The 11,957-nt window shown below is 71.2% G+C and carries 10 protein-coding genes; 9 read left to right on the top strand and 1 reads right to left on the bottom strand.

Features of this window, described 5'->3' with window-relative positions:
* Positions 1–34: 34 nt before the first annotated feature.
* From BLT23_RS24960 to BLT23_RS24925, 8 genes are all read left to right on the top strand, one after another.
* Positions 35–1,012 (top strand): DUF2804 domain-containing protein, encoded by a 978-nt coding sequence (locus BLT23_RS24960; RefSeq protein WP_090052702.1) that lies wholly within the window; start codon positions 35–37, stop codon positions 1,010–1,012.
* 96 nt (positions 1,013–1,108) lie between these two features.
* The gene (locus tag BLT23_RS24955; protein WP_090052700.1) at positions 1,109–1,771 is read left to right on the top strand and encodes a GAP family protein; all 663 of its coding nucleotides are present in this window, start codon (positions 1,109–1,111) and stop codon (positions 1,769–1,771) included.
* Positions 1,772–1,835: 64 nt separating this feature from the next.
* Entirely contained in the window at positions 1,836–2,993 is a 1,158-nt protein-coding gene (locus BLT23_RS24950) for a PucR family transcriptional regulator (protein ID WP_143036025.1), read from the top strand.
* A 143-nt stretch (positions 2,994–3,136) separates the two neighbouring features.
* Positions 3,137–3,730, top strand: coding sequence for a DUF6801 domain-containing protein (locus tag BLT23_RS24945; RefSeq protein WP_090052696.1), 594 nt, complete (start codon positions 3,137–3,139; stop codon positions 3,728–3,730).
* Positions 3,731–3,757: 27 nt separating this feature from the next.
* Entirely contained in the window at positions 3,758–4,648 is an 891-nt protein-coding gene (locus tag BLT23_RS24940) for a glutaminase (RefSeq protein ID WP_090052980.1), read from the top strand.
* Positions 4,649–4,667: 19 nt separating this feature from the next.
* Positions 4,668–5,993 (top strand): M20/M25/M40 family metallo-hydrolase, encoded by a 1,326-nt coding sequence (locus tag BLT23_RS24935; protein WP_090052694.1) that lies wholly within the window; start codon positions 4,668–4,670, stop codon positions 5,991–5,993.
* A 10-nt stretch (positions 5,994–6,003) separates the two neighbouring features.
* The gene (locus BLT23_RS24930) at positions 6,004–6,789 is read left to right on the top strand and encodes an SDR family oxidoreductase (RefSeq protein WP_090052692.1); all 786 of its coding nucleotides are present in this window, start codon (positions 6,004–6,006) and stop codon (positions 6,787–6,789) included.
* A 65-nt stretch (positions 6,790–6,854) separates the two neighbouring features.
* Positions 6,855–7,688, top strand: coding sequence for an alpha/beta fold hydrolase (locus tag BLT23_RS24925; protein WP_090052690.1), 834 nt, complete (start codon positions 6,855–6,857; stop codon positions 7,686–7,688).
* 48 nt (positions 7,689–7,736) lie between these two features.
* Here the strand turns inward: BLT23_RS24925 and BLT23_RS24920 are convergent, their stop codons facing one another.
* Positions 7,737–8,177, bottom strand: coding sequence for a hypothetical protein (locus BLT23_RS24920; RefSeq protein WP_090052688.1), 441 nt, complete (start codon positions 8,175–8,177; stop codon positions 7,737–7,739).
* Positions 8,178–8,934: 757 nt separating this feature from the next.
* Here BLT23_RS24920 and BLT23_RS24915 point away from each other — a divergent pair.
* Positions 8,935–11,886 (top strand): Tn3 family transposase, encoded by a 2,952-nt coding sequence (locus BLT23_RS24915; RefSeq protein ID WP_218133875.1) that lies wholly within the window; start codon positions 8,935–8,937, stop codon positions 11,884–11,886.
* The last annotated feature ends 71 nt before the right edge of the window (positions 11,887–11,957 follow it).

The raw sequence follows: 11,957 nt of genomic DNA, 5'->3' as shown, positions 1-11,957 counted from the left end.
CCCGGGCAAGTACCACCGTGGAAAGGCCGCCGCGATGCCCGTCGAACGTGAGATCACCAGCCCCGTGGACCTCTGCCTCCCGGACGGGCGGCTCGACCCGGCGGCGGTGGGGTGGACGCGGCAGCCGCTGCACCGCGCGAGCCTGCGCGGGTGGGGCCGGGCCAAGCGGTGGGAGTACTGGGGGCTGGTGACGCCGACCCACATCGTCGGACTGGTCGCCGCCTCCCTCGACTACGCGGCGACACTCGGCGTGTACGTCCTGGACCGGGAGACCGGTCAGGAGTTCGTCAAGGACGCCGTGACGCCGCTGGCGCGCGGCGTGCGGATGCCGGACCGCAGCGGCGCCGGCACCGCCTCCGGTCGTGGCGGCGGGGTGTCGCTGGAGTTCGTCCAACGGCCGGAGGGCACGACGATCAGCGCGGAGGCGCCGGGCTTCCGGCTGGAGGCGGAGGTGCCCGCCGTCGCGGGACACGAGTCGCTGGGCGTCGTGGTGCCGTTCGGCCAGGGGCGGTTCCAGTACACCCTGAAGGACCTCGGGCGGCCCGTGCGTGGCCGGCTCGTGCTCGGTGAGCGCGAGGTCGTCATCGGCTCCGGTTCGTTCGCCGTTCTCGATCACGGACGGGGGAAGTGGCCGCGCTCCGTGACGTGGAACTGGGCGGCGGGGTGTGCGCCGGGACGGGCGATCCAGCTCGGCGGCCAGTGGACCGACGGCACCGGCTCGACGGAGAACGCCGTGTTCACCGAGGGTCGCCTGCACAAGATCAGCGACGACCTGACCTGGGAGTACGACCGCACGGACTGGCTGAAGCCGTGGCGGATCACGGGGCCGCGGGTGCAGGCGGAGTTCCACCCCTTCCACGAGCGCGTCGCCCGGTCCGGGCTGGTCGTGGTGTCCAGCGAGACGCACCAGTGCTTCGGCACGTTCAGCGGACGGGCGCAGGCGGACGACGGCACGTGGGTGTCGCTGGACGGGCTGACCGGGTGGGCGGAGGAGGCCCGCAACCGCTGGTGAGGTAGCCCTGCCAAGTGCGTTGCGAGCCCTCGGACGCGGCTGTTATCATACGGTCGTATTAAAAAGAAGGCGTCTCATGACGTCCTTGGGGGAGAGATGACACTGGGGCTGGTCGCGGCGCTGGCAGGGCTGGCGCTGCTCGACTCGACGAGCATCGGGACGCTGTTCATCCCGATCTGGCTCATGCTGACGCCGGGCCGGGTGCGGCTCGGCAGGTTCGCCGTCTACCTGGGCACCATCACGGTGTTCTACTTCGTGGTCGGCGTGCTGATCGTGCTCGGGGCCTCGAAGCTGGTCGGCCACCTCGACGGGCCCGTCGCGCTGTGGGGGCAGCTGGTGCTCGGCGTGGTCCTGTTCGCCCTCAGCTTCCGCTTCGACGGCAAGAAGAAGCCCGACACCGGGAAGTGGCGGAACCGGATCAGCGCCGACGGGTCCGCCGCGGCGCTCGCGGGGGTGGCCTTGCTGGCCGGGGTGGTGGAGCTGGCGACGATGCTGCCGTACCTGGGGGCCATCGGGATGATGAGCGCGGCCGACCTGCGGCCCGCCCAGATCGGGGTGCTGCTCGCCGGATACTGCCTGGTCATGATCATGCCCGCGGTGGTGCTGCTCGGGGCGCGGCTGGCGCTGCGGGACCGGCTCGACCGGTTCCTGACGCGGCTCAGCACGTGGTTCGCCGAGAAGGGGGCGAGCACGACGGGCTGGGTCCTCGGCATCGCCGGGTTCCTGGTGGCCAGGGACGCGATCGGGCGGTTGTTCTGAGTGTGAGGCACTTCGTCCGACTGGCTGAACGACCGGGTTTCGTTTTTCTTCTAGACTCGAGAGAGTGACTCAGCCGGACGATCCGCGCAGATCCGTCCCGCGAGAACTGGCGCCGCTGCTCCGGATGGAGGTCGCGCCTGTTTCGCTGAGCATTGTCGAGGCCATCGAGAAAGCCATTCCGGAGTACAGCGAATTTCGGCAGAACGTCGTCGACGGCATTCGGCAGGCGCTGGTGAAGTTCGTCGACCGGATCGCGGCGCCCGAGAGCGCACCGGACCCGTACGACGACATCCACCGCAAGCTCGGCGCGTGGGAGTTCCAGTGCGGGCGCAGCCTCGACAGCCTGCAGGCCGCCTACCGGATCGGCGCTCGGGTGGCCTGGCGGCACGTGTGCGGGTTCGCCGAGCGGCGGAAGCTGTCGCTGCGCCTCATGTCAGTGCTGGGCGAGGCGATGATCGCGCACGTCGACGAGCTGGTCAGCCTGTCGGTCGAGGGGTACGCGGCGGCGCAGGCCAGTGCCGCGGGCACGCTCGAACGCAAGCGGCGCAAGCTGATGGAGCTGCTCGTGGCGGAACCGGCGAGCCACTGGCAGGCGGTGCTGGACGCGGCGCGGGCGGCGGTCTGGCCGGTGCCGGAACGGATCGCCGCCGTGGCGCTCGAACCGTCCGCCGCGCCGGTCGGGGAGCTGCCCGCCGGGGTGCTCGTCGACTTCGAGGACGCCTCGCCGTACCTGCTGGTGCCGGACCCGGTCGCGGTGCCGCGGTGGCTGCGGGCCGCACTGCCCGGCTGGCGGGCCGCTGTCGGGCTGCCGGTGCCGCCGGCGCAGGCCCGCACGTCGCTGGACTGCGCCCGCCGCGTCCTGGCGCTGACCAGGGAGAAGGTGCTGCCGGACCGGCCGGTGCTCGACTGCTCGGACCACCTCGTGGAGCTGACCGTGCTCGCCGACGAGTTCCTGGCGCGCCGGCTGGCCGAACGGGCGCTCGCGCCACTCGACCCGCTGACCGACCGGCAGCGCACGAAGCTCGCCGAGACGCTGCTCGTGTGGCTGTCGGCCCGCGGCGGGGCGCCGGAGGTCGCCGCACGGCTGCAGGTGCATCCGCAGACCGTCCGCTACCGCGTGAACCAGTTGGAGGAGCTGTTCGGCGACCGCCTGCACGACGCCGACGAGCGGTTCGCCCTCGAACTCGCGCTCCGGGCTCGTTATTTGTTGAGGCGCGACTGACAAATCACGGGTACGCATTTCGCACCCGGATGACAAAAGCACGTTTTCACTTGCCTCCCGGAATGCGCGGTGGTTACTTTACTGGCGAGTAAAGCAACACCGCCTTCTTGCAGTTCAATGACGTACTCAGGAGGTCCCTGCGCATGAAGAACGGACTTTTCTCGCGTGTCGCCGCCGTTGCCATGGTGGCGGGAGCGCTGAGCGTGGCGACGGCCGGCACCGGCTCCGCCGCGGTCGCCACGTTGAGCATCACCTATTCGTGCCAGTTCTCGATCGCGGGAACGCACGACATGCCGTCCGTCGTCAGCTCGCCCGACGCGCCGGACTCGGCCACCGCGGGGGTGCCGACGGCGGCCTCCGCGGCGACGGTCAACACCACCGTGTCGGACGACGTCCGCAACACGCTCTGGTGGATCGGCGGACGGTCCGTCGACGGCACGCTCAGCACACCCGTCACCGTGACCAACGGCAGCTCCGTCCAGAACCTGACCGCGACGCTCACCATCCCGAACACGCCGGTGCCGTCGTCCGGCTCGTTCCAGGTGACGGCCAGCGGCTCGTTCCCGTCGCTGACCCTGCCCAACGCGGGCACGGCGTCGATCAACCTCGGCAACGCGTCCCTCGCGCTCACGCCGCGCTACGCCAACGGCGACCCGACCTGGATCGGCGTCGTCAACGTCCCGTGCACCGTGAAGCCCGGTCAGGTCACCAAGTTCCACGAGTTCCCGGTGGCGTGACGCCCGTCCCGTGATGGGATGGCGGTCATGGAGCTCCAGCACCTGGTCGGCCGCATCGCTGCCGAGGTAACGCCAGGGGGCGCCGTGGCCGGCTACATCCCGGCCCTCGCCAGGATCGACCCGCACGCCTTCGGCCTCGCCGTCGCCACCCTGGACGGCGAGGTCTTCGGCGCGGGGGAGCACGAGCGGCCGTTCTCGGTCCAGAGCGTCTCCAAGGTGTTCACCCTCGCGCTCGCCCTCGCCGAGAACGACGACGTGTGGACGCGCGTCGGCAGGGAACCGTCCGGATCGCCGTTCAACTCGCTCGTCCAGCTGGAGACGGAGCAGGGGATCCCGCGCAACCCGTTCATCAACGCCGGCGCGCTCGTCGTCACCGACCACCTCGGCCCCGGCGCCGCGGACCGCCTCCTCGCCTTCCTGCGCGAGGAGAGCGGGAACCCCGCGATCGGCGTCGACCCCGAGGTCGCCGAGTCGGAGCTGGGGCACTCCGACCGCAACCGCGCCCTCGCGCACTTCATGGCGTCCTACGGCAACCTCCGCAACCCGGCCGACACCGTGGTGCGCGAGTACGTCCGGCAGTGCTCGATCGAGATGAGCTGCGCCGACCTGGCCCGCGCCACCCTCTTCCTCGCCCGCCACGGCGTCCGCAACGACGGCACCCGGCTGCTCGGCGTGAGCGGCGCCAAGCGGGTCAACGCGGTGATGCTCACGTGCGGGACCTATGACGCCGCCGGCGAGTTCGCCTACCGGGTCGGCCTGCCGGGCAAGAGCGGTGTCGGCGGCGGCGTCATCGCCGTCGTCCCCGGCCGCTGCGCGATCTGCGTCTGGAGCCCCGGCCTCGACGCGCGCGGCAACTCCGTCGCCGGTGTCGACGCACTGGACCGTTTCACCACTCTCACGGGCTGGTCCGTGTTCTGACCGGTGGTAGGAAGTACGGGTGAGCACAACGGGGAACGCACTGGCACTGGCCGAGGACGAGGCCGTCACGCTCGTCAGCGAGCTGATCAGGATCGACACGACGAACACGGGTGACCCGGCGACGGTCGTGGGGGAGCGCGAGGCGGCCGAGTGGGTGGCCGGGAAGCTGTCCGAGGTGGGCTACGAAACCACCTACGTCGAGTCGGGCGCTCCGGGGCGCGGCAACGTGATCGCCCGCCTGGCCGGGGCCGACCCGAGCCGGGGCGCGCTGCTGGTCCACGGCCACCTCGACGTCGTGCCCGCGGACGCCTCCGAGTGGTCGGTGCACCCGTTCTCCGGCGCCGTGCAGGACGGGTACGTGTGGGGCCGCGGCGCGGTCGACATGAAGGACATGGTCGGCATGACGCTGGCCCTCGCACGGCACTTCAAGCGCGAGAACGTCGTGCCGCCGCGCGACATCGTGTTCGCCTTCCTCGCCGACGAGGAGGCAGGCGGGCTCTACGGCGCGAAGTGGCTGGTGGAGCACCGGCCGGAGCTGTTCGAGGGCGTCACCGAGGCGATCAGCGAGGTCGGCGGCTTCTCCATCACGCTGAAGGACGACGTCCGCGCGTACCTCGTCGAGACCGCCGAGAAGGGCATCCGCTGGCTGAAGCTGCGGGTCAAGGGCACCGCGGGGCACGGCAGCATGATCCACCGCGACAACGCGGTCGCGAAGCTCGCCGCCGCCGTGACCAGGCTGGACCAGCACCAGTGGCCGCTGATCATCCGGCCGTCGGTGCGCGAGTTCCTCGACGGCGTCACCGAGATCACCGGCATCGACTTCCCCGACGACGACGTCGAGGGCTCGATCGGCAAGCTCGGCGCGTTGTCGCGGATGATCGGCGCGACCCTGCGCGACACCGCGAACCCGACGATGCTCACCGCGGGCTACAAGGCGAACGTCATCCCGTCCACCGCCGAGGCCACCGTGGACTGCCGCATCCTGCCCGGCCGCGAGGAGGCGTTCGACCGCGAGCTCGCCGAGATCCTCGGCCCGGACGTGGAACGCGAGTGGATCGGCCTGCCGCCGGTCGAGACGACGTTCGACGGCGCGCTCGTGGACGCGATGACGGCGTCGATCACCGCCGAGGACCCCGGCGCCCGCGTGCTGCCGTACATGCTCTCCGGCGGCACGGACGCGAAGTCGTTCCAGCAGCTCGGCATCCGCAACTTCGGGTTCGCGCCGCTCAAGCTGCCGGCCGACCTCGACTTCTCCGGGCTCTTCCACGGCGTGGACGAGCGCGTCCCGGTCGACGCGCTTAAGTTCGGCGTGCGCGTGCTCGACCGGTTCCTGCGCAACAGCTGAGGAGGTCACCGTGACCGCTGTGGACCTGACCGGCCGGGTCGCGCTGGTCACGGGCGGGGCGCACGGCATCGGCTCCGCCGCCGCGCACAGGCTCGCGAAGCTGGGGGCACGGGTCGCCGTGGTCGACATCGACGCCGAGGGTGCGGAACGGGTCGCCGCGGCGGCCGGTGGTCTCGCCATCACCGGTGACGTCGCGGACCCCGCGACCATGCCCGCCGTCGTCGCCCGCGTCGAGCAGGAGCTCGGACGGCTCGACGTCGTGCTGCTCAACGCGGGCATCGGCGGCGGACAGGCCGGGATCGACGACGCCCTGGACGCCGACCGGTACCGCAAGCTCGTCGGCGTCAACGTCGACCACGTCGTCTACGGGCTGTGCGCGGCGGTGCCGGCACTGCGGCGACAAGGCGGCGGGAAGATCGTGATCACGGCGTCGCTCGCCGGGCTGACCCCCATGCCGACCGACCCGCTGTACACGCTGACCAAGCACGCCGTGGTCGGCTACGCGCGAGCGGCGGGCGCGGCGCTCGCCGACGACGGGATCGTGGTCTCCGCGCTGTGCCCCGGCTTCGTCGACACGCTGCTGCTCGGTGCGGCGAAGGAGGAATTCGACGCCGTCGCGTTCCCGCTGCTGACACCGCTGGACATCGCCGAGGCGGTGCAGACCGTGCTGGCCGAGGGCGAACCCGGCCAGGCGTGGGTGGTGCAGCCCGGCGGGCACACCGCGCCCTACCGGTTCCGCGGCGTGCCGGGCGCGGGCGGGCAGCGTCCACCGGAGATCGTGCTCGGCCACGCCTGACGGCCGTGTCCTTTGCCGGGTCGTCTCGTTAGGACGATCAGACGACCCGGGGAAAGGAACCAGGCATGGTGCTGCTGGAGGACGGGACCGAGCTCAACGTGGTGCGGACGGGAAACCCCGGCGCACCGGTGACGGTCGTGCTGGCGCACGGCTACGCGCTCGACCACCGCAGCTGGCACAAGGTCGCCGCCGCGCTGAGCACCGACTTCCAGGTGATCTCCTACGACCACCGCGGGCACGGCGCCTCGGCGGCCGCCACCAAGGAGACCGCCACGATCGAGCAGCTCGGCGACGACCTGGGCGAGCTGATCGAACGCGAGGTGCCGGACGGGCACGTCGTGATCGCCGGGCACTCGATGGGCGCGATGGCGGCGCTCGCGATGGCCGAGCGGAGGCCGCGGCTGTTCCGGCAGCGGGTGCTCGGGACCGTGTTCGTGTCGATGGCCGCGAGTGGTGCGAGTGAGACGACGCTCGCGTGGCCGAAGGCGCTCGGCAAGCTCGTCCGTGAGCTGGAACGCGCGTTCGGGCCGATCGTGCGGGCGGTGCGGGAGAAGATCGAGCCCACCAAGACCGCGGGGCTGCGGTGGTGGCTGTTCGGCGACGAACCCGCCGAGGCCGACGTCGAGCTGACCGCGGACATGGTGTGGGGCCACTGGCCCGAGACCGTCGCGCTGTTCCGGCCCGCCGTCGACCGCTACGACCGCGAGGCGGGACTGATGGTGGCGGGGGAGAAGACCGTCGTCGCCGTCGTGGGGGACGAGGACCGGCTCGTGCCGGAGACCGACGCGGCGAAGTTCGGCGGCACCCCGGTCGTGCTGCCCGACGCCGGGCACATGCTCCCGCTGGAACGGCCGGAGGAGCTCGCGAGCCTGATCCGCGAGGTGGCGGCCGGGTCCTGACACGTGTGGGGCCCTTCCGCCGGCACGGAAGGGCCCCACACGAAACGGTCAGCGGCCGGCGCCGGCCCTGCGGCGGCCTGGCGGACGGCCGAACAGCCGCACGTGCTCGTCGACCAGCCAGTCCTTGAGCGGCGCCCACTCCGGGTGGTGGTTGAGCACCAGCAGGCGGTGCATCCACCAGTTCGGGTCGTCGTGGCGGGGGAACGCGGCGAGCCAGGCGGCGCGCTCCTCGGTCGTGAGGCCCCACAGGTGGGCGAGCTGGCCCTGGGCGTCCGTGTCGAGCTCGGCGGTGATTCTGCCGTCCTCGGTCTGCCACTCCGCGCGCAGTTCACGCAGCACGGCGATGGCGCGTTCGTCACCCTCCTCGGCGGTGACGACGACGGTGTGCAGGCCCTGCGTCGCGGCTTCGGCGAGCAGGGCACGGGTGGACTCTTCGTCGTGCGGCAGTGCGCTGTGAGCGACCCCGACTTCGTGCGGCACGAGCTCCATGACCCAGCATCTGATCACATGGTCCAACCACTTTGGTGCATTTTATTACTTCAGTGTTGACTGAAGAGTCATCTTCCGGCGGCTGGTCCGGCGGGGGAAAAGGGGAATTCGCTGACGACCGCCGCAGCGGGAGAGGAGCGGCCCGCGGCGGCGGTCAGGCAGTGATGGTGCGTCCCCGCCGGGTGCTCGGCATGGACGTGTGGGGTCGCGTCGGCGCCCGAGTTGGCCGCTTGTGGGTGACGGGCCGCCACGCGGCCGTCGGGGGCGAGCTACCTCCTTGTCTGACTATCTCTATATCTTCAGTGTTGACTGAAGTACACCATCACGCGATATTCACCTTCACCGGAGAGGCGCAGGGTCTCGAAAACAAGGACGTGGGGACCCCAGCGTTCCGTGCCGGTGGTCGGGGGAAGGGCCGCGGCCGAGTCGTAGCGGTCGGTGAACGCCGGTCCGGCGGTGATCGACAGTTCGAACGCGAGCGCGGCCGCGGTGTGGTCGCCAGGTCGGCGGCGGCACGCAGGCCGGAGATCTCGCGGAACGGCCTCTCAGTAGTGCGCGCCGAAAAAACAACGATTGACTGTGTTAGTCCTGGTCAAGGGCATGTAGTGGCTCGTGGAGGCGCGGTAGGTCGGTGAGGCCCCGGCTCCGTCTGCGGGGAGAGCGTCGTGAGGATGTGCCCGTCGTTGATCTTCTAGACGGGTGGTGCTGCGGTGTCGACGAGGTTCTTCTCCGATGCGGAGATCAGGCGGCTGCGGTCATGGCCGGAGGGTTGGGCCGGGACGAGCTGATCCGTCACTTCACTCTTGGCTCGGACGACCGAGCATGGTTGGAGGGTGCTGCCAGGGGCTCGGGCAACCGCATCGGGATGGCGGTCCAGCTGTGCGCGTTGCCGTGGTTGGGGTTCGTGCCCGACGACGTCACTGCGGTGCCGGCGGCCGCGGCGAACAGGGTGGGGGTTCAATTGGGGATCCCGATCGCGGACCTGGCCGGTTACGGCGCCCGTGCGCAGACCCGCACCGAGCATCTGCGTGTGGTCGCGGACCGGTTGGGGTGGCGCACGGCGGGGCGGGCGGAGTGGAAGGACTTGGAGGAGTTCCTGCTGGCGCGGGCGATCGAGCACGACGCGCCGAGCGTGCTGTTCCGGTTGGGGTGCGAGTACCTGCATTCGGCGAAGGTCGTGCGGCCGGGTGTGGTTTCGCTGATGGAGCACATCGCCACCGTCCGTCGCTCCGCGGTGGGCGAGGTGTTCGGGCGGGTGGAGCACCTGCTGTCCGGGGCGCGTCGTGCGGAGTTGGACGGGCTGCTGGCGGTCGAGGAGGGCATGTCGGTCTCCCGGCTGGCGTGGCTGCACCGCGGCGCGACCAGTGCCTCGCCGATGGCTATCCGGGGCGAGCTGGACAAGCTGCGCTACCTGCGCGGGTTGGACGCGCACCGGTTGGACCTGTCGGGGTTGCCGGAGGCGCGACGGCGCAGGTTGGCCGGGGTGGGGCGGCGTGCGAGCAACCAGGCGCTGGCCCGCCGCGGGGAGGACACGAGGTTCCCGGTGTTGCTGGCGACGGTGGCGGAGTGCTCGGTGGAGGTGCTCGACGAGCTGGTGCAGATGTTCGACCAGGCCGTCTCCGGGACGGAGGGCCGGGCGCGGCGCAAGCTCGACGAGCTGTTGGTCGCGCGGGCCAAGGCATCGGAGCGGAAGCTGGACCTGCTGGAGGAGATCCTCGCGGTGGCGGTGGACGAGGCGGTCGCCGACGTCGAGGTCGGCGCCCGGCTGCGGCGTGGGATCGGGATGGACCGGCTGCGGGCGGCGCGGCGTGACCCGCGCGACCGGTTGCAGCGCGACCACGGGCACCTGGCGCTGATCGACGCCAGTTTCACCTACCTGCGGGAGTTCGCCCCGCACGTCGTCGCCGCGCTGGAGTTCGTCGGCTCGGCCGAGGCGAAGCCGCTGGTCGAGGCGGTGGAGGTGTTGCGGGAGCTGTACGCGAAGGGCGGACGGAAGGTGCCGGACGGGGCGCCGGCACAGTTCGTGCCGACCCGCTGGCGCGGCTACCTCGACCACGCGCGCAAGACCGGGAACGCCACCGCCTACCGGCACTACTGGGAGCTGTGCACGCTGTTGGGGCTGCGCGACGCGCTGCGCTCGGGAGACGTGTGGGTGCCCGGTTCGCGCCGCTACGCCGACCCGACCACCCTGCTGCTCCCGCCCGGCAAGTGGGAGGGGATGCGGACGGAGTACTGCGCGCTGGTCGACGTCCCGCCGAGCGCGGACGAGGCGCTGGAGCGGGTCGGCGAGCAGTTGCGCGCCGCGCTGGGCGAGTTGGAGCCGCTGCTGACCGGCGGGGACGGGCCGGTGCGGATGACCGACAAGGGCGAGATCGTCGTCTCCAGGCTCTCGGCGATGGCGGTGCCCGACGCGGTCGAGCAGCTGCGCCTGCAACTGGTGGACCTGCTGCCGCGGCCGCAGCTGACCGAGCTGCTCATCGAGGTCGACCGCTGGTCGTCGTGGTCGGACCGGCTCACCCACGCCGGCGGCAAGACCCACCGCGACCCGCAACTGCGGCGCAACCTCTACGCTGCGATCCTCGCCCAGGCCTGCAACTTCGGCCTGACCGCGATGTCGGAGGCCTCCGGGATCTCCTACGACACCCTGGCCTGGACCACCGAGTGGTACCTGCGCGAGGACACGCTGCGCGCAGCGAACGCTGCGGTGGTCGATCACCACCACACGCTGCCGTTGTCGAGCGTGTGGGGCGGCGGGACGATGTCGTCCTCGGACGGGCAGCGGTTCCCGATGCGGGGCAAGAGCCTGACCGCGCGGGCGATGTCGCGGTACTTCGTCGACGAGGGCGTGTCGACCTACACCCACGTCTCCGACCAGCACAGCACCTACGGCACCAAGGTCATCCCGGTCACCGACCGCGAGGCGGTCTACGTGCTCGACGAGATCCTGGGCAACGCCACCGACCTGCCCATCACCGAACACGCCACCGACACCGCCGGCCAGACCCTCACCGTGTTCTCCCTGTTCAACCTGACCGGGTTCACCCTGTCCCCGCGCATCCGCGACCTCGGTGGCATCACCCTGCACCGCCTCGGCTCCCGCAAGGACCTGACCGGCGTGTTCCCCAACGCCGGGAAGCTGCTCACCGGCACCGTGGACGTCGGGCTGATCCGGTCGCAGTGGGACGAGATGCTGCGCCTGGCCGCCAGCCTGAAGTACGGCCACACCACCGCCTCCCTGGTGGTCGGCAGGCTGCACGCCTCCTCCCGCCGCTCGGCCACCGCGCAGGCACTGGTCGAGTTCGGCGGGCTCCAGCGCACCCTCTACGCGCTGCGCTACCTCGCCGACGAGGCCTACCGGCGCCGCATCACCCGCCAGCTCAACAAGGGCGAGTCGCTGCACAGCCTGCGCCGCGACCTGTTCTTCGCCCACGAGGGCTCGGTGCGGCGCCGCCACCACGACCAGCAGACCGAACAGGCCCTGTGCCTGTCGCTGGTGGTCAACGCGATCATCACCTGGAACACCGCCTACCTCGAACTCGCACTCGAGCACCTGGCCGCCCGCCGCGGCCGCATCGACCACGACCTGCTCGCCCACGTCTCCCCGGCCCTGATGGAGCACGTCAACCCGTACGGCACCTACGAGTTCCCGGTCGAGGCCGAGTACGCCCGTCAAGGGTTCCGGCCGCTGCGCGACCGCACCGACAGGTAGGGCGGTCCCACCGCGAGGGGCCCCGCCACGTCCATGGCGGGGCCCCTCGCTGCTGATGGACAGGTTGTGGC

The organism is Lentzea fradiae (assembly GCF_900100955.1).
Lineage (GTDB): Bacteria > Actinomycetota > Actinomycetes > Mycobacteriales > Pseudonocardiaceae > Lentzea > Lentzea fradiae.
The sequence above is the reverse complement of the archived record's forward strand: the minus strand, read 5'-3'. Positions and strand labels throughout refer to the sequence as shown.

Excerpts from the sequence above, each read along its gene's own strand:
- BLT23_RS24960 (WP_090052702.1), top strand. The coding sequence starts at position 35 with ATGCCCGTCGAACGTGAGATCACCAGCCCCGTGGACCTCTGCCTCCCG.
- BLT23_RS24955 (WP_090052700.1), top strand. The coding sequence starts at position 1,109 with ATGACACTGGGGCTGGTCGCGGCGCTGGCAGGGCTGGCGCTGCTCGAC.
- BLT23_RS24945 (WP_090052696.1), top strand. The coding sequence starts at position 3,137 with ATGAAGAACGGACTTTTCTCGCGTGTCGCCGCCGTTGCCATGGTGGCG.
- BLT23_RS24940 (WP_090052980.1), top strand. The coding sequence starts at position 3,758 with ATGGAGCTCCAGCACCTGGTCGGCCGCATCGCTGCCGAGGTAACGCCA.
- BLT23_RS24925 (WP_090052690.1), top strand. The coding sequence starts at position 6,855 with ATGGTGCTGCTGGAGGACGGGACCGAGCTCAACGTGGTGCGGACGGGA.
- BLT23_RS24920 (WP_090052688.1), bottom strand. The coding sequence starts at position 8,177 with ATGGAGCTCGTGCCGCACGAAGTCGGGGTCGCTCACAGCGCACTGCCG.
- BLT23_RS24915 (WP_218133875.1), top strand. The coding sequence starts at position 8,935 with ATGGCCGGAGGGTTGGGCCGGGACGAGCTGATCCGTCACTTCACTCTT.